The organism is Streptomyces sp. NPDC050806 (assembly GCF_055586425.1).
The window spans coordinates 16,223-32,974 of sequence record NZ_JBVJIF010000018.1 but is presented as its reverse complement, the minus strand read 5'-3'; the positions used below and the strand labels follow the sequence as shown (position 1 = coordinate 32,974).

The 16,752-nt window shown below is 68.7% G+C and carries 17 protein-coding genes; 13 read left to right on the top strand and 4 right to left on the bottom strand.

Features of this window, described 5'->3' with window-relative positions:
* The first annotated feature begins 12 nt into the window (after positions 1-12).
* The 12 genes from ACZ6WH_RS37755 (at position 13) to ACZ6WH_RS37700 (ending at position 12,724) form a co-directional block, all read left to right on the top strand.
* Positions 13-1,221, top strand: coding sequence for a hypothetical protein (locus ACZ6WH_RS37755; RefSeq protein WP_469734534.1), 1,209 nt, complete (start codon positions 13-15; stop codon positions 1,219-1,221).
* 217 nt (positions 1,222-1,438) lie between these two features.
* Positions 1,439-3,082 (top strand): FtsK/SpoIIIE domain-containing protein, encoded by a 1,644-nt coding sequence (locus ACZ6WH_RS37750; protein ID WP_469734532.1) that lies wholly within the window; start codon positions 1,439-1,441, stop codon positions 3,080-3,082.
* Positions 3,083-3,235: 153 nt separating this feature from the next.
* The gene (locus tag ACZ6WH_RS37745; RefSeq protein WP_469734530.1) at positions 3,236-4,249 is read left to right on the top strand and encodes a C40 family peptidase; all 1,014 of its coding nucleotides are present in this window, start codon (positions 3,236-3,238) and stop codon (positions 4,247-4,249) included.
* 1 nt (position 4,250) lies between these two features.
* Positions 4,251-4,526 carry a hypothetical protein gene (locus ACZ6WH_RS37740; protein WP_469734528.1) on the top strand — a complete coding sequence of 92 codons (276 nt, stop codon included), beginning with the start codon at positions 4,251-4,253 and terminating at the stop codon, positions 4,524-4,526.
* A 5-nt stretch (positions 4,527-4,531) separates the two neighbouring features.
* A complete protein-coding gene (locus tag ACZ6WH_RS37735) occupies positions 4,532-5,986 on the top strand; it encodes a hypothetical protein (protein WP_469734526.1) in 1,455 nt (484 codons plus the stop codon).
* A 92-nt stretch (positions 5,987-6,078) separates the two neighbouring features.
* Complete coding sequence (locus ACZ6WH_RS37730) at positions 6,079-7,152, top strand: hypothetical protein (RefSeq protein WP_469734524.1); 1,074 nt, start codon at positions 6,079-6,081, stop codon at positions 7,150-7,152.
* Complete coding sequence (locus tag ACZ6WH_RS37725; RefSeq protein WP_469734522.1) at positions 7,149-9,362, top strand: hypothetical protein; 2,214 nt, start codon at positions 7,149-7,151, stop codon at positions 9,360-9,362. Before ACZ6WH_RS37730 ends, ACZ6WH_RS37725 begins: the two co-directional genes overlap by 4 nt.
* 157 nt (positions 9,363-9,519) lie before the next feature.
* Positions 9,520-10,230 carry a hypothetical protein gene (locus ACZ6WH_RS37720; protein WP_469734520.1) on the top strand — a complete coding sequence of 237 codons (711 nt, stop codon included), beginning with the start codon at positions 9,520-9,522 and terminating at the stop codon, positions 10,228-10,230.
* A 236-nt stretch (positions 10,231-10,466) separates the two neighbouring features.
* Positions 10,467-10,700, top strand: a complete 234-nt coding sequence (locus ACZ6WH_RS37715) for a hypothetical protein (RefSeq protein WP_469734519.1) — start codon at positions 10,467-10,469, stop codon at positions 10,698-10,700.
* Positions 10,701-10,855: 155 nt separating this feature from the next.
* On the top strand, positions 10,856-11,323 hold the full coding sequence (locus tag ACZ6WH_RS37710) for an RRQRL motif-containing zinc-binding protein (RefSeq protein WP_469734517.1): 468 nt from the start codon (positions 10,856-10,858) through the stop codon (positions 11,321-11,323).
* Between the two features lie 15 nt (positions 11,324-11,338).
* Entirely contained in the window at positions 11,339-11,800 is a 462-nt protein-coding gene (locus tag ACZ6WH_RS37705) for a Pycsar system effector family protein (RefSeq protein ID WP_469734515.1), read from the top strand.
* A 423-nt stretch (positions 11,801-12,223) separates the two neighbouring features.
* Positions 12,224-12,724 (top strand): hypothetical protein, encoded by a 501-nt coding sequence (locus ACZ6WH_RS37700; protein ID WP_469734513.1) that lies wholly within the window; start codon positions 12,224-12,226, stop codon positions 12,722-12,724.
* A 3-nt stretch (positions 12,725-12,727) separates the two neighbouring features.
* On the opposite strand, the gene ACZ6WH_RS37695 is transcribed toward ACZ6WH_RS37700, so the two are convergent.
* Positions 12,728-13,321, bottom strand: a complete 594-nt coding sequence (locus ACZ6WH_RS37695) for a hypothetical protein (protein ID WP_469734511.1) — start codon at positions 13,319-13,321, stop codon at positions 12,728-12,730.
* Between the two features lie 125 nt (positions 13,322-13,446).
* Between ACZ6WH_RS37695 and ACZ6WH_RS37690 the strand changes: the two genes are divergently transcribed.
* A complete protein-coding gene (locus ACZ6WH_RS37690) occupies positions 13,447-13,653 on the top strand; it encodes a nucleotide-binding protein (protein ID WP_469734509.1) in 207 nt (68 codons plus the stop codon).
* A gap of 195 nt (positions 13,654-13,848) precedes the next feature.
* Here ACZ6WH_RS37690 and ACZ6WH_RS37685 read toward each other — a convergent pair whose 3' ends face one another.
* The 3 genes from ACZ6WH_RS37685 to ACZ6WH_RS37675 all read right to left on the bottom strand — a co-directional run bounded on the left by ACZ6WH_RS37685 (position 13,849) and on the right by ACZ6WH_RS37675 (position 16,732).
* On the bottom strand, positions 13,849-14,097 hold the full coding sequence (locus ACZ6WH_RS37685) for a hypothetical protein (RefSeq protein WP_469734507.1): 249 nt from the start codon (positions 14,095-14,097) through the stop codon (positions 13,849-13,851).
* 311 nt (positions 14,098-14,408) lie between these two features.
* Complete coding sequence (locus tag ACZ6WH_RS37680) at positions 14,409-15,581, bottom strand: ParB/RepB/Spo0J family partition protein (protein ID WP_469734505.1); 1,173 nt, start codon at positions 15,579-15,581, stop codon at positions 14,409-14,411.
* Positions 15,578-16,732 carry a ParA family protein gene (locus tag ACZ6WH_RS37675; protein ID WP_469734503.1) on the bottom strand — a complete coding sequence of 385 codons (1,155 nt, stop codon included), beginning with the start codon at positions 16,730-16,732 and terminating at the stop codon, positions 15,578-15,580. Before ACZ6WH_RS37675 ends, ACZ6WH_RS37680 begins: the two co-directional genes overlap by 4 nt.
* Positions 16,733-16,752: the final 20 nt, after the last annotated feature.

Below are 16,752 nucleotides of genomic sequence, written 5' to 3'. Positions count from 1 at the left end.
GAGGAGGAAGAGATGACGAACCTCAAGAAGAAGTTCAAGAAGAGGAAGGCAGCTCCCGAAGAGCCGGCGGCCGACCCGCGCGGTTCGCGCGAGGTGCTCCGCTCGCCGCGGGGGATGATCCTCGGCGCGCTGGGAGTGGTGACGCTGGGCGTCGCGGTGCTGTCGATGTACGCGACCTACGGCATCCTCACCCCCCGCTTCGGCGGCTGGTCGATCCCGACGGTCGGCGCACTGGACACGCTGTGGCTGGTGTTTCAGGCGACGGAGGTCCTGGCCGGCAACAACGCCCGACGCGCCGGGCGGGTCCGGTGGGCGGGCCTGGCCCTCACCGCGACCCTCGCGGCCATCCCGACCACCGACCTGATCCTCACCGGTGACGGCTCCTTCGACCTGGCGGTGGTGCTCACCCCCATCGCCATCGTCGCCACGAAGATCGCCTGGTGGGTGACCCTGCCGTCGCTGGGACGGAAGGTCTCCACCAGTACGGCCGCGGCTCTGGCCAGCGAGCGGCAGAAGGTCGCCGACCAGCTGGAGGAGATGGAGGCCAAGGCCTCCCACCGCATCGAACTGCTCACCGCCGCCCGGGACCTGGAGCAGCGGGTCGCGGTGGCGGAGACCGACTACCGCCTGTCGGTGCTGACCATGCGGCAGGAGATGACCGAGGCGCTGCACGATCAGGCGCAGCTCACCGAGCAGACCATGGCGGAGAAGGCGCTGCCGGCCTCCGTCACGGCGATCGAGCTGCCGGAGCTGGGCACGTGGTCCCCCGTCGCACCTGCCCTCACCTCCGTCACACCCACCGTCACGCCTGCGCTGCCTGCCGTCACGCAGGTCAACGGCGAACCGCCTGCCCAGCCGTCACACCCGGGCGGCACGCAGGAAGACGCCGTCACACCGGGCGTGACGGACACGCACGAGACCGGCACGGACACCGAGGACAGCGCCTTCACCCTCGATGAGCTCGCCGCCGTCGCAGGCGTGGCGGTCCCGCGCCCCGGCGAGCAGCTGGACGACGCGCAGCTCGACGTCGTCCTGCGGCACCTGCGCTACCGCGAGGACCCGCCGGCCTCCTACCGCCAGGCCGTCGCCGCCTTCCGCGCCCGCGGCTTCATCGGCTCCGAGGACCGCGTACGCCCGGCCTGGCGCGCGCTGACGTCGAACGAGGCCAACACCAGGACCGAGGAGGAGGTCGAGGAGGAAACCGAGGACACAGGCGCCTGAGGAGTGTCCGGCACCACCAGTGACGCCCAGCCCGGCCAACGGGCTGGGCGTTGCTGCGACTGCCGGAACAACAACGCAGTCGACACGGGTGCAGACCCGGTGAGTGACCTGGCGAGCGGCCTCTCGCAGACCCAGGAAGCAGACCCGGCGAGCACCCAACCACCGGAAAACCCATACGCCCGCGGCCCGTGCTCGCGCGCTCAGCCAAGGAGGGGGTTTGGCGAAAACCAAGCAGAAACAGAAGCAACAGGCCCAGGAGGAGACCTACGGGCAGGCCGCCGGCGCGATCGGCGTCCTGGTCATCGCCTTCGGCGTCCTGGCAGCCATCAAGGACAAGCTCGGCCTGTCCTGGCCGGCCACCGTGCTGGTCACCGTCGGCGCGCTCATCGCGCTCGGCTACCTGGCCTGGCGAGTCAAAACGGGCGTGAAGCAGCTGTGGGCGCGCGACGGCTCCGCTGAGGTATCCGTGGCCTTGCGGCAGGACGCACCCGCCAAGGCCGACGAGGTCGAGGGGCAGACGCCCGCGGAAGCCTCCCAGCGCGAGGTTCACCTGGAGCTGACCACGGCCCTGAGCAGGGCTGGGGCCATCGGCAAAGACGAGGTGGTCCTCGCCGATGACGTCAAGGTCGAGCTGCTGGACGTCGGCAGGCTTTACGACTTCCTGGTTCCCGAAGGACGCACGCACGAGGACGTCGCGAAACGGCTCGGTCCCATCGCGTCGATGCTCGGGGTGACCCGGCTGCATCTGAAGCTGGAGACCAGCCGGCAGACCGAGCGCCGGGTGCGGCTGCTGGTGCTCAACGAGCCGCCCTTCAGCCGCCTGTTCCGCCCACCGACCCGACAGGAGATCGAGGCATTCGGCGGGGTGCCGCTCGGCCATGAGGTGACCGGGAAACTCGCCGGTGTGCCGACGTTCGACAAAGCCTCGCTTTTGATCGGCGGCATGACCCAGATGGGCAAAACCACGCTCGTCAACGGGCTCATTACCTGCCTGCTGATCGCGTACGGAGATTTCGACCTGTATCTGCTCGACGGGAAACTGTGCGGGCTGACCAAGTTCGAGAAAATCGCCGTACGTTACGAGGCCTCGGATGATCCTGCCGTTTTGGAGGACATGCTCGATGAGCTGAACGCCCGCGTCGACGGCCGGTATGTGAAGCTGCAGAACGCCATCCGTGCACGGCAGCCCGCACCGCAGTTCAAGCCGGTGTTCTTCATCATCGATGAGGCCGCCGACTTCTACACCGATGACGGCTCCAAGGAATCCAAGGAGCAGGTACGCCGGGTCGTGGACAAGTCACGGTCCCTGGTCGCGAAGTCCCTGGAATCGGGGATTTCCACGGTGATGCTCACGCAGCGACCGGCCAAGGATGCAATTCCGGTGAAGGTACGGGATCAATTCCTGTACCGGATGTGCCTGTATGTGGCGTCGGAGGGCAGTGCGAAGGTCGCCCTAGGCGACTCGTATTTCGACACGGTCGCTCCGATTCACCCGGCACTCCTTGACCCGGACATCAAGGGCCAGGCGGTGCTCTTCGCGAACGGCGCATCCACTCTGATTCGCGGGTTCAGCTTCGAGGATGAGTTCATCTGGTCCGTCGTTGATGAGGTCATCGCCCGAAAAGAAAAGGCGATTCCTCAATCCCCGCTCAAGCAGGCGATCGACCTGATGCGCAGCAAGGGCGTGGATTTCATGCCCACACCCGAGCTGGCCCCCGCACTCGGAATCACGGAAACCGACCCGACCGAGCGCGGAAAGCAGCTTTCCCGGCTGCTCGGCGTCTCCGCGGACAAGGGCGCCAAGGGCGTGCGGGGCTACCGGCTGGCCGACCTCACCGCCGCCGCTATGTCCGCTTCGTGACCGCCAACCGGCACCGCCCGGCCACCGCCACCCCACCGCCACCCGGCACCGTCGGGTGGCGGTCCCACAGGTACGGGTGGCGGTGCGATGGCGGACACGGGTGGCGGTCCTGACCAGCACAAACACACGAAACCCCAGGAAGGAGGGAAACCCTTGATTCGGGCCTCTACAGCCGTCGCGATCGGCGTCGGAGCCACCGCGGCCGTCGCGGTGGCCGCCCTCGTGCAGACCGTGGGCGACGACCCCGTCGGCGCGGCAGCAGCACTGAGCGTGTCCGTACCCGCTGACTACAAGAATCTGGTCGAGGAGGCGGGCAATACCTGCTCCGAGGTCAGCCCGAACCTCCTCGCAGCTCTGCTCACACAGGAATCTGGTTTCAATCCCAAAGCGAGCTCGGGCGTCGGCGCCCAGGGCATAGCCCAGTTCATGCCGTCCACATGGGAGACCCACGGCGTCGACGGAAACGGCGACGGAAAGCGTGACGTGTGGGACCCCCAGGACGCGATTCCCGCCGCTGCGAAATACCTGTGCGGCATCGCGAAGGACGTCAAAGGCGTTCCCGGCGATCAGCAGAACAATATGCTGGCCGCCTACAACGCCGGAAGCGGCGCCGTGCGCAAATACCGGGGCGTGCCGCCGTACAAGGAAACACAGAACTACGTCCAATCCATCACCGCCCTCGCCAAGCAGCCTGCACCCGGCGGCAGTGAAGGGAAATCCGCCACCACTCAGCAGGCCCGCACCGCAATACAGGCGGCCGGGAACATGCTCGGTACGCCCTATTCGTGGGGCGGCGGAAACGCGGACGGAGCCAGCACGGGAACCTGTTGCTCCCCGAGCGGAAAGTCCGGAGAGTCCATCAAGGGATTCGACTGCTCCGGCCTCACCCTCTACGCCTATGCGCGGGCCGGAATCATCCTCCCGCGTACCGCAGCCCAGCAGTACGCAGCCTCCGAACCGGTAAAGCCGGGAGATGTTCGCCCCGGTGATCTCGTCTTCTACGGCAAAAGCGCTAAAAGCATTCACCACGTCGGCATTGCTCTCGGAGGCGGCTGGATGATCGACGCGCCCCGCCCCGGCACCCCGGTTCGCATTTCTCCCCTGGGCACGATGCCCGACCTCTTCGGCGTCGCCCGCCCCGTCACTCAGCACAGCAAGGAGATCTGACATGTCCAAGTTCCTCATTCTCGCCAAGCCCGTCGACATGTCCGGCGGCTTCAAGGACTTCTTCGACACCATCGGCCTGACCGGCGGCGGCCTGGTCACCAAGGGCATCGCCGCAGTGATCGCCATCATCGCGGTGCGGATGCTGCTGCAGCTGTCCAACGACCCCAAGGCCGCCCTGCGCAAGGGCTCGATGGCGGTCGGCACGCTGTTCGTCGCCGTCATCCTCGCCCTCTACGGCGACACCCTCTTCTCCACCGTCACCCAGGCCAAGGGCTGATCACCGTGCCGGAACTTCGCTCCGCGTGCCGCCTGGCCACCGTGCTCCTCGCGGTGCTGCTCGGCGGCCTGGCGCTCGCCCCGGCCGCATCCGCATCCACCGCGGACACGGCCGGGGCCCGGCCCCAGGTCATGGCGGCGCCGATGGCCCCCGCCAAGGACAATCCCTGCGACCTGATGAAGGAAGACGGGAAGGAGACCAAGGCGTCGAAGCTGTGCGAGGAGAGGGGGAACAAGGCCGAAGACCCGTGCGACTCACTCGACCACTACGGAAAGAAGTACTGCAAGGAGCACAGCGATCCACGTGAGGACAGTGGCGGCATCCTCGGCGACGGGGCCGCCGGCGGCATCACCGACGGGGCCTCCGACCATGTCCAAGAGCTCGCCGGGTATCTGATCACAAAGCTTCAGGGGCTGGTCGCCCCGGACCAGGGATGGGCGCCGGAGAAGCCCAGCAACTGGCTGTACAGCCAGTTCTTGTGGCTGGGACAGCACCTGGCCGTGGCCATCTTCTTCTGCATCGTCGTCGTGTGCGGCCTGACCGCCTGGCAGGGCGCGCCGCGGATGCGGCAGATGGGCGCCTCGACCGGGTGGACGCTGGCGGCCGTCGCCGGCATGGCCTCCATCCCCGGAGCGGTGATGCTGCTGAACAAGGCCGTCAGTTCCGCGTTCCAGGCCGCGTTCGACAGCAGCGAGTCCACCCTGTTCACCGTCCTCCGAGTCGACATGGGCAAGGCTGCGGACTCGGGCAACCCCCTGGCCATCCTGATCATCATCTCCGCGCTCGTGGTCGCCCTTGCCTTCGCGGCGCTGGTCTTCATGACCCGCAGCCTGGGGATCCTGGTGTTCGTGTGCATGGCGCCGCTGGTGCTGGCCTCCCTCGCCCGCGGCGGTGACACCTCCGCGGTCAAGACATGGGCGATGCGCCTGCTGGGCCTAATGTTCGCCCCCTTCGCCCTGCTGCTGGTCTCCCCGTTCGTGCAGATGGCCAAGGGCTCGCTGGTGGTCGACGCCGTGCTCCTGGTCGCGGCGGACGCGCTCATGCTGCGGATGATCTTCCACGGCATCCCCTACTTCGGCCCGCGGATCGCCGGGGCCGCCAGGGCGGCGGTGGAGCGGCGTACCGACAACCCGCTCGCACGGGCGGTCGTCCGCGCCGGCGCCCCCACCGTCTACGAGCAGGAGAACACCCCCCGGGGCCCGCGCACCGTGGACACCCCGGGCCGCGCCATGACCGAAGACCGCGGCGTGCTGTTCGCCGCCTACGGCATCAACCGCCCGCAGCGGCCGGGACGCCTGACCACCGCCTCCGCCGTCGCCAACGCGACACGGGAGGAAACCGAGCGCGGAGCCCGCGCCGGACAGATCCGCCAGGCACGGCAGCAGGCACGCGCCGCCACCCGGCCCCCCTCCCCCAACCCGCAGCCGGGGCCGGGCACCGGCCCGTCCAACACGCCCTGAGGCCAGCCCATGGCCTCCTTCGGGCCCGACTCGCCTGGGCCGCGCCGAACCGGTCGGCGCGGCGCAGCCCGCACAGTTGAGGAGACCTTCTCGTGTATTCCCTGACCCCCGGCTACCGCGTTCCCGCCCTCCAGCGCGGACTGAGCCCCGTAGAGACGATGCTGACGAAGACCAACGCCGGGGTCGGGGGCGCGGTGCTGATGTCCGCAATGCTCACCCCGCCGCCCGGTTGGATGTTCGGCGCGGTCGGCGCGGCCGCCGCGGTGCTCAACCTCGCACCCGGCCCCCGCTCGCTCGCCCGGTGGGCCGCGGTCGGCTACCGACACCTGCGCGAACACACCCCGCCACCGCAGGCCTTCGACCAGCCCGGGGCGACCGCGAGCTGGGCGCTGTACCCCGAGCACGGCACCATGCAGGACACCCACCGGCGCGCGGCATTCCACGAGGCGCTCTCCCGCGCCCTGGCCTTCGCAGGGGGCCAGGCCCGGCGCGCCGGCATCCAGGTGCACCTCACCCACCACGCGGCGGCCGGCGACTACACCGACCACACCCAGACGCTCTCCGTCCACGTCCCCAAAGGCTTGGCCGCCGCTCCCGAGCGACTCCTGGACACCCTGGAAGGCGAGTTCGCCGGCCTGGGCATCCTGAGCCCCCTCACTCCCGAGCCGGTCCCCGCCGTCGTGCAGCGGGATGCGGGCTGGGTGGAGCTGGAGGACGGCCGGGTCGCGGCGACCGCGCGAATCACCGGATGGCCTGAGGAGACCGGCGGCGACCTGATGCCCAAGCTCCTCCTCGGCCAGGACGCCGACCGCTCCGTGGCGGTGCTGTACAGGCCGCTGCCGGCGGGCCAGTCCCGCCGCTCGGCGAAGTGGCAGCGCGCCGCCAGCGAGGCCTTTACCACCGACAAGGTCAAGCAGGACGCTCACGACCTGGCCTCCGGGACGGCGCACGGCGCGCTCGTCCAGGGGGCGACGCTGGTGGACCTGGACGCCTACCTGACCGTGTGGGGCACCAGCCCCGCGGCCGTCACCGACGCCCGCTGGCAGGCCTCATTGGCCGCCGACCGGCACCGCATCCAGCTCGACTGGCTCCCCGGCCAGCAACACCGCGCCCACCTGATGACCACCCCGCACGGCGCCTCCACCCAGAAGGGAGTGATCCTGTGATCCGCCTGCCGAGCAGCCACGCCGCGATCACCGCACCGCTCGTCGCCTCCAGCACCGCCTTCCCCGGCATCCTGATCGGCCGCTCGCTGCTGGATGGGCGCCCCTTTCACCTCTCCCCCGTCCTCACCGACGACGCGGTGCTGCCCGCCACCAACAGCCTCGCCCTGGGCGGTCTTGGCTCCGGCAAGAGCACCACCGCCAAGACGCGAATCCGGCGGGAGCTCCTCTCCCACGATCACCAGGCCGTCGTCATCGACTCCTTCGGCGAGGAGGAGTCCGGGGAATGGGCGCCGCTGGCGCACTCTCTGAGCGGCCAAGTCATCAAGGCCGGGGACTTCACGCTCAATCCCTGCAGCAGCCTGTTCCCGCCCGAGGTCCGCGAGCAGCTGGTCCGCTCGCTCATCGCCGCGGTCGAGCCGGGCGCGCTCACCCACCAGGCCACCCATGCCCTCCAGCACGCCCTGAACCACCCGAAGGCGACATCGCTCAACGGCCTGGTCGACGCACTGGTCATGCCGGAGGACGGCCGGTGGTCGGCGGCGAAGCTCACTGACTGGGGCGAGGGCGCCGCCATCGCGCTGAGCCGGTACACCGAAGGAAGCCTGCGCGGCCTGTTCGACGGCCCGGACGCCGGACTGCCCGACACCGACCTGCCGATCATCTCCTTCGACTTCACCAGCCTGGACCGCAACAGCCCCGCGATCCCGTCGCTGATGGCCGCGGTCTCCTGCTGGGTCGAGCACGTGTGGTTGCGGCAGTCCACCGCTGCCCACCGGCACCTGGTGATCGAGGAGGCCTGGCAGATCCTGCTCTCCCCCGCCACCAGCGAACTCATCCAGCGCTTGCTGAAGAACTCCCGCAAGGCCGGGCTGAGCCTCGATGTGGTGATGCATACGCTCTCCGACCTGGGCGAGGGCAAGGCCCAGGACTTGGCCAGGTTGTGCGAGGTCGCCCACATCGGCCGTCTGGGCCCGGAGGAGGCCGCCATCGTCGGTGCGTTGCTGAGTCTCCCGTCCTGGGCCATCGACAAGATTCCTGCCCTGGCCCCGGGGCAGGCCGTGTGGAAGGTCGGCCCGGACTATGTCGACATCGTGCAGACCGTCATCGCCGAAGACGAGGTGGCCCTCACCGACACCTCCTCCCGCCGCCGCACGGCACAGCAAGCCGTCGTCCTGGAGAAGCACGAAGAGCTGACCGAGACGGAGACGGAGGAAGTGGAGGCGGTAGAGCTGGACGGCCACGCGGCCGACCTGGAGGCCGCGCCCGGCGAAGGTCGGGGCGTCGCTGACGGTCAGGCCGCCGGCGGCGGCCAGATCGACGGTGGTGAGGGCGAGTGGGCCTGGGAGCTTCCGCCCAACGTCATCGACTGGCACCACGACAACCGGCACCACGAGGTCCTCCAGGCCGCCCGCGAAGGACGCGTCAACGAGGCCGCGCAGCTGGCAGCTATCGGAGAGCGCGAGGACATCCACGCCCACGGCCTCAACTCCGCGCAGGCCACGGCCTGGCTGACCACCCGCGCCGAGGTTGCAGAGCTGTCCGGAGCCGCGGACCAGGCCGCCCGCCTGCGGGCGACCGCCGCCCGCCTCAACACTCCCGCCCCCGTCGATCACATCGATGCCGACGCAGCTCCGGCAGGGCACCAGACAGGGCGGAGCACGCCCCTCAGTGAACCGCTCGTGCCGTACGAGATGGCCGTCGTGACGAAGCCGGGACGGCGGCGTGCATGGTCCTATCTCGCGGGCGCTGCGGCCCTGTCCGTCGCTGTCGCCGGCATCTGGCAGAACGCCGCCAGCGACGGTGCGGAGCGGCCCCAGGAACGCCCGGCCAAAGCAGCTGCCTTCACCGGCCGGTCCGATGCCGCCCTGAAGGTCGACGGGGTGCGCGCGACGGTCCAGGCCCGGTGGAGCACCGACAAGGATCACGTGATCATCCAGCTGCGCTCGTACCTCGATGCCAACGCCCGGTATCTGCGGCTCGACGGAGACGGCGACCGCAGTGCCAGCAGCACTCGCGAGAGCGGCCAGTACCCCAAGGATCCCGAGATCGTGATGCCGGTCGACGATCCGATGGCGGAGGTGACGGTGCGGGTGGCCATCGGCGGGCGGAAGTGGAAGGACGGCGATCGTGCCGCCTCCCGCACCATCCGGCTCTCCCCCACCGGCACCGCGCACGACGCCGAGACCGGCAAGGCCCTCAAGGCTGCCTGACGTCTCGTCCGACCGCTGGTGGCCCGCATCCAGCCGGATGCGGGCCAGCGCGAACTCCGGGGGCTCCGCCCGGTCCTCACCTGCGCAGACGACACAGCGGTGAGGGCCGGACAGGCCACCCGGCCACCAAGCCCCACAACAGCCCGAAGGAGAGATCTTGACCGACACCAACACAGAACCTGCCGGTCCGCAGCAGTCGGGTACGGAGATCGATCTGCGGGAAAGCCCCGCCCCGCCCGCCCGGACGCAAGCTACCTTCACCCCCATGGGCAACGACGACTGGTTCGACAAGCCGGCCGAGAACAACGGAACGCCGCCGTGGCACCAGATGGGGCCGGCCGCTCCCGTGACCGCGCCGCAGCCGGCGTCCCCGGCCGCGCAGGAACGCCGGCGGCGGCTCTGGCCCTACCTCGCCGCCATCGTCGTCCTGGGGCTCACCATCGTCGGTGTCCGGCAGCACGCAGCCGACGAGGAGAAGGCCGCGGCCTACAAGGGCGCATCAGCTACAGACCTGAGCGTGGACGGAGTCACGGTGCAAACCCTGGCGTCCTGGAATGACGATGGCCGGTCCGTCCTGCTGGAGGCCTTGGTCGACAGGGAAGACAGGCCAAAGGCCATCAGCATCGGCTCAGGCCACCACACCGCGACGAAGAAGATCCAGCCGCTCAAGCCCGGCCAACTCCCCGGGCTCATCCACCTCGAGGTCAAGGTGCCGGTCAAGGACCGCTACCAGGCAGCCCGGCTGACAGTCGTGGTCCGTGGTCCTCACTGGCAGCCAGGATCCCAGGGTGCGTACCGCATCATCGAGTTCCATCCGGACCGGACCGCCATCGACACCAAAACCGGAAAAGAGCTCCCACAGGCGTAACTCACACCTGCGCTGACCTCTGCAGAGAAACTGGGCCGCACGCAGAACTGGGTGCGGGCCAGCGCGTTAAGCCGTGGCTGTTCTGCCTGGCCCCCTCCTGGACCGGCAGGCCGCCGGCCTACCACCCGCGCCCCGCCGACGCCCGTACACCCGTCGGCGGGGCGCACTGCGTACCGCCCGTGGCAACCGTCCACACAGGCCGCCACACCCCCCTCGATCGACAAGGAGCACCAGTCTTGGCGAAACCACCGACCGTCATAGGTGTGCTGACCGAGCCCCCAGCGCCCACCTGGTGGAAAGCCAACCGGCACAAGGTCTATGGCGCCCTCGGACTGCTGATCGGCTACTGGATCGGCACCCACCTGCACGGCGCTCCGCCACAGAAGGAGGACAAGCTGCACCCGGACCATGCCGCGCCGGCCACTCCCGGCCTGTACGGCACGCACATGGTCTTCGGTCTCTCCGCCTAACACTCCCCTCAGCGCTGACGTCTGCCTGTCCGCCCCGAGCCGCGCCCGCGGTCCGGGGCGGGCCGAGAGACGGCCACCGCACGCGCCCGCCACCCACTCCAGGGCGGCGGGCGCTGTCCATACCGCCCCCCTCGCTTCAGCCCAGGAGGCACACCGTGCTCACCCCCTCCCCCGCGCGGCCGACGCACCAGAAGAAGAACCTGGTCGACGTCCACGCCACCGGCCGGGCCGGTGCGCTCCCCGTCTACGACTGGGGCACCGTCGATGTCAGTCGGCTGGCCACTCGTCGGCAGTTACGCGCGGCCGGCCTGCGTCCCGGCGGCCACGACCCCGTCGCCCAGCTGCGCTGCCGCAAGTGCCTCGGACTGACCCGCCCCTGCAGCCGTATGGCGCTTCTGTACCGCGTCGACCTGGCCCTGCCGAAGCGCACACCGACGCTTGCCCAGGAAGCCGCGCTGGACCGGGCGATGGCCGCGCGGCAGACCTGCCCGCTCTGCCTGCGCCGGTACATCCACTGCTTGCCGCTGCGCACGCTCGGCAGCTGCTTGGAATGCGCAGATGGCACACCCGCCGACCCCACCACGTACATCAACCCGCCCGCCGGCCACCGGCTGGCGGCCTGACAAGGAAGGCTTCTCATGACCCAGTCTCGTACCGACATCGACGCCCGGCTCGATGCGGCCACCGACCAAGTCCTTGCCGAACTCAGCCGCACCGACGCCAAAAGCGGGGTGTTGCTCACCGCTTTCTCGTTACCGCTTGCCGCTCTCGTCGCCGCCGTCCCCGGCCGCGACCTCCCCGCCTCCGCTGCCGTACTGATCGGCACCGGCACGGTCGGACTTGTCACCGCGATGCTCGTCGTCCTGCTCGTCGTCCGGCCCCGCATCACCGGCCACGCTCCCGGCTCCTACCTGCAATGGGCCGAGTGCGCCACGGAGGACGAAGTCCTGGCCGACCTGGCAGGCGCAGGAGGCCGAGCCTCTCAGGTCATGCGTCTCTCGCGGATCGCGAAGAAGAAGTACCGGGGGCTTAGGGTCGCAGGCGACATCACCGCAGCCGCCCTCGTCGCTCTCGCGCTGGCGCTGCTCACTGCCCTGTGAGGCATCAGCGCTGATCCCTTGCGACCAGACCGACCACGGGGCGCGGATACTCGGCGGTCAGCCGGGCACCCGAGCCTCTTTCGAATATGGACCGCACTGCGCCAGGAGGACCGGATCGGGGTCGTGGAGAAGTAGTCGGCGGCCGGAAGGGAAGGTGGCACCCCCTTGTCCTCCTGGTCAGAGGGCCCCTATGGCGCTGACGGCGCGGTTGCCGGGGCAGCCTGAAAGGCAATCCGAGGGACAACACGAAGGGCAACAGGAGAGGCGATACGGAGGGCAACACGAGGGGCAACCTGCGCACTCCGCAAAGGCCTCCGGTCATCCACGCGGGATGACCGGAGGCCTTTCGTCGTTTCCGGAGCGTTCCGCCACGCCACCCGAGGCGGGGTGGACGCAATGCGGGGCGCCGCGCACTCTGACGAGATGGCTGAGGAGACGGCACCACACACCGCTGCCTTACGAGCTGTCGAGCGCGCCCAGAAGCACCTGGCGGACCGGCCCTGGCGACCAGTGGATGCGGAGGCGCGGCTCGGCCGGCTCCTCGCCGAGACACTGGACGCCGCGCCCGAGCGTCAGGACGTCGCCGGCCTGCCGAGGGCACCGCGGCTGCTGGAGTCCCTCCAGCGCCTGGTCCACATCGGCGCGGTTCTGCACACCGTGCTCGATGACGTCGACCACCGCGCGGTCGACAACCAGCTGCTGCATGCACTGGAAGCCACAGCAGTTCTGTGCGGCAGCTTCCGCGAGCAGGCCGAGAAACTGGAAACGGTGCTGCGCGACCAGACGATGGCCCCGGCCGCCGCCGAGCCGCATACCGTCGAACGGGTATGGAGCCCGCTGGGCAGCCCGCTGCGACGGGAGCTCCAAACTGCCTTCCAGGTCCTGGCCGTACTCCGGTACGGCGTGCTGGCCCCGCTGCAATAGGCGTCAGGCCCTGGGCTGATCAATGCGAGCTGCGTAGTCCTCGGCCTCGTTAGGGTCCAGGATGATCGAGGCGCCGAGCTGGGCAAGGGGGTCCTTCTTCGTTGCCTTCACGAAGTTCCGGTCGGACGTGACGTACACGTCCCCGCCAGCCTGAATGTGTGTGTGCAGGCCCAGTCCGTCCAGGCGCCGGTTCCGCCACTTGCGCAGCGCTTTCTTCCTTTCCTCATCGCTCATCGAGTCATCTGCCGTGAAGGTAAACGGCCGTTCAGGGAACAAGATCTCGTGGACCTCCCGCAATTCCCTATCTGCGGACTCGCCTGCGAACACGGCCCAGTCCAAGTACGCGAAGTCCAAGACCAGAACGGGCTTCAGGATGGGCAGGTGCCCCATGCCGGCCGCCTGCAAGCGCCTCTGGAAGACGGCGAAATTGGTCGAAGGCTCGCCATCGGACTGGTTCTCGGCAGCAGTCGTCGCGGCGAGTCGTACGAGTGCCGATCCGGCAGCATGCCTGCTCAGGAGCGCCCGGACTCCGGGTGCGGTGTCCCGTTGCTCTTCGAGCGCAATCAGGCAGTTGGTGTCCAGCGTGAAGCTCAGCACGGCATCCTCCGGTCGATCGCGGTCCCGTCGCCAGGAAGCTAGTCGATTCAGGAAAGACGGCGGCGCATCGCGAGCCCGTGGGACATGTCAGACGGCCCCACCTGCATCCCCCAGGAAAAGACGCCATGCTCGATGACGACGAGACCCCGCTGATCGACCGGGCAGTGGTGAGCAAGACCTATGTCATCGCCAACGGCAAGGACGGCGGCGTCGGCAAGACCACCGTGGCATCCAATCTCGCAGGCTTAGGCGCCGCTGGTGGAGGCAACGTCCTGCGCGTCGACGTCACGGCCGAGGCATTGCCGACCCCGGATGAAGTCGAGGCCGCGTAGCTCGGCTCGGTCGCAGAATTTGTTGTCCGCGGACAACAAAGAAGAAGCTGGTGTCGTCATCGCCTCGCCCGCTTGGGTGGTGTTGTCCGCGGACAACACCACCCAAGCCGATGGAAGCGAGCCAACAGAAGAATGTGTGCGAACTCAAAACAGCCCCTGGCCCCAACTGGGCGGGGCAGGACCTGAGGGGGGCCTTCAGGCATCGGCGGCCATGTCCTGAGCACGGCTTCGTGCGTAGATGGCCTGAAGAGCGGCGGCATTGGCTGCTTGCGCGCGGATAGCGGCGACTTCGAGAACCTTGCCGCGCAGATCATCGATGGGCGTCGACGGGGCTGGCTGGCACATGTCGATCGACTCGTACCTGAGCGAGCACGAGAGGTCGTACATCTCGTCAGCCTCAAGGAGCCATTGGTGGGCAGTCTGCTCGGTCTCGTGAGCGGCCATCGTGCATCTCCTCACAACAACGGTTTTGACGTCTATGAGCATGGCGCCCCTGCCGCTGCGAGGCTGACGAATACGGAGATGAGATCGATCAGGAGAGTGGTGGACGTGCCGTCGGGGTCCGGTCTGGACACGTCCGCGGCGAAGGGCTTCATTGCGTCTGTTGTCCGCGGACAACACGTGGTCTCGGAGGCTGCCTCAGCCGGCTGGAGGCTGTTGTCCGCGGACAACAACCCAGCGACACGAAGCAAGCCGCAAGACCCCCGCTCTCAGAACGCCCGGAAGCGGGGGCCTGTCGCGTTGCCGCGCCCACGTTAGACGTACGCGTGCAGCTCTTCGATCAGTGCGGTCAGCGCCTCGCCGGACAACGCCTCCGCCAGGGCGGAGGCCTGGTCTCTCGGGCTATCGGCGAGGCGGAGCACAACGGAGCCCCTGGTGGGGGGCGTCTGATTAGGCACTACAGGGGCGTTGTTGTCCGCGGACAACACAGGCGCTGTCGTCTCCGGCTTCGCCTCGTTCGGCTGCGTGGTGTTGTCCGCGGACAACACGGTGGCTCCCGCCTCGGGGTCTGCCTCAGTCGACTGGAGACTGTTGTCCGCGGACAACAGAGTCTCGTCCTTCTGAGCTGAGGGCTCTGCAGCGGGCGAGGAGGGAGCGGCGTTGTTGTCCGCGGACAACACGGGCGTCTGCGTGCGGCCTACCTTCGCCGCCTGCAGTATCGCCTTTTCCTCCTCGCGCGCGGCGGCCTGCTTCTGGCGAATCTCTTCCAGGATGGCCAGCAGCTGGGGGGCGTCGAGACCGGGGTTCTCCTTAGCGTGCCGAGCCAGCAACCGGCCGTCGCGCTCCGGCATGTCGCCCGCGCTGAGCAAGGCCTGGATGGGCTCCGGAAGCGTGAGCAAGGAGAGCTGGTTGGTGATCCAGGACCGGTCCCTGCCCAGCCGCTGCGCGGCGCGAGTGCGGGCACCGGAAGCGCCGTCCTCGGCACAGGCATCAACCAGCTGCTGGACACCCCGGGCCCGCTCGATAACGTCGAAATCCTCGCGGGCCAGATTTTCCTTCAGCAGGTGGTCGATGAACTCCTCGCGGGAGGCGGCGAGGTCATCACGGACTACGAAGTCGAGAGCCTCCAGCCCGGCCTGGTCGGCAGCCCGGTACCGGCGCTCGCCGTTGACCAGCACATGTGCCGCGGGGCCGATGTGCTCGGCGTGCTCGGGCCACAGGCGAAGATAGACGTCGCGGGTGACCGCGACGCAGGCGGCGAGCTGGGCGGCGCGCAGTTCCTCACCGAAGCGAGCAAGCTGCGCTTTGGTGCCGAAGTTCCGCCGAGGGTTGAGGGGAGTGGGAGCGACCTCGGCAAGGTGGAGACGGACAAGGTCGTAGGAGGGGACGTCGCCCTGGGCGATGGCCTTGGCCCGGCCGCGGGCAGTGCGGGCGCGGCCGGCCGAGCCGAAAGAGGAGCCGGTGCCCAGCTTGTCTGCGGCCTTCATGCGTTCACCGCCAAGGCGATCCCGCGCATGACCTCAGCCTGCTCGCTGTCGGGGGCGTAGATCAGCAGTGGCTGCTTGAGTCGTACGGCCTCTCGCTGGTCCTTGCGTTCGGGGATGACGCCCACGACCGGGGGTTCTCCGATGGCCTTCCAGCTGTCCAGGGAGGAGGTGGCGATGTAGCCCTTGCGGCTGTCGTACATGTTCACCAGGAATCCGAGCTTGGTGATGGTGATGTCGAGGTCCTCGCAGAGGTCCTCGATCTGATCGAAGAGCATGTCGTAGGCGTCGGCCGAGGAGTCCTCGGACAGCACCGGAATGAAGATGCCGGACGTGTTCTCGTGCTCGCCCTCGCGGGTGCGGCCGTAGTACAGCGCGGTGTCCATCGAGTAGCCCAGGCTGGGCGGGCAGTCGATGATGATGTAGTCGAAGTCGCTTTCCAGTGGCTCCAGCGCCTTCTCCAGGGCGGTTTCCTTGATGCGGACGTGGCGGGTCGTGGCCAGCTTCGCGTCCAGCAGGAAGGCGTCCTTGCAGCCCGGCAGCAGGAACAGCCGGCCTCCGAAAGTGCCCTCCTCTATCGGGGTGAGCAGATCCCGGATCTGTCCTTTGCCGTCACCGAGCATGTGCTTGGCCAAGCTGGGCTCGTCGATGTCGAGCATCGGATACCCCAGCTGGCGAGTCAGGTGACACTGCGGATCGAAGTCCACCAGCAACACCCGCTGGCCCAGCTCTGCCAGGGCCGTCGCCACGCCGGCCGATGTCGACGTCTTGCCGACTCCGCCCTTCTGGTTGCCGAACACCAGCCGCCGCGCCCCGGAAGCACGCGGCACACGCCGGGGCGATGGGTGACTGTCCAGCCATAGACGGATGGACTGCGCGAGGCCTTGCACCGCAGGCAGCCCACGTTCCTTGCTCTCTGCCTTCAGCTGGTCGTACAGCCCGGTTGGCAGATACGTCGCGAAGCTGATGCCGCCGGCCGTATCGACTGGCGGCCGCGGCGCGGGATCGCCGCGCCAGGCGTGGACGCCCTCTGTGACGGCGTCTTGGATGTCGATGCCGAGCTCTGCGGCGCGGACCTTCAGTTCCTGCCGTAGGAGCGCCGGCAGCTTGGCTACTACCTTTTCCCGGTCGTCCGGACTGTAAGGGGCGGTCATGATGGCACCTTACTAACCCC

Bases quoted from the DNA above. Each gene is read 5' to 3' on its own strand.
- ACZ6WH_RS37755 (WP_469734534.1), top strand. From the start codon at position 13: ATGACGAACCTCAAGAAGAAGTTCAAGAAGAGGAAGGCAGCTCCCGAA.
- ACZ6WH_RS37740 (WP_469734528.1), top strand. From the start codon at position 4,251: ATGTCCAAGTTCCTCATTCTCGCCAAGCCCGTCGACATGTCCGGCGGC.
- ACZ6WH_RS37705 (WP_469734515.1), top strand. From the start codon at position 11,339: ATGACCCAGTCTCGTACCGACATCGACGCCCGGCTCGATGCGGCCACC.
- ACZ6WH_RS37700 (WP_469734513.1), top strand. From the start codon at position 12,224: ATGGCTGAGGAGACGGCACCACACACCGCTGCCTTACGAGCTGTCGAG.
- ACZ6WH_RS37690 (WP_469734509.1), top strand. From the start codon at position 13,447: ATGCTCGATGACGACGAGACCCCGCTGATCGACCGGGCAGTGGTGAGC.
- ACZ6WH_RS37685 (WP_469734507.1), bottom strand. From the start codon at position 14,097: ATGGCCGCTCACGAGACCGAGCAGACTGCCCACCAATGGCTCCTTGAG.
- ACZ6WH_RS37680 (WP_469734505.1), bottom strand. From the start codon at position 15,581: ATGAAGGCCGCAGACAAGCTGGGCACCGGCTCCTCTTTCGGCTCGGCC.
- ACZ6WH_RS37675 (WP_469734503.1), bottom strand. From the start codon at position 16,732: ATGACCGCCCCTTACAGTCCGGACGACCGGGAAAAGGTAGTAGCCAAG.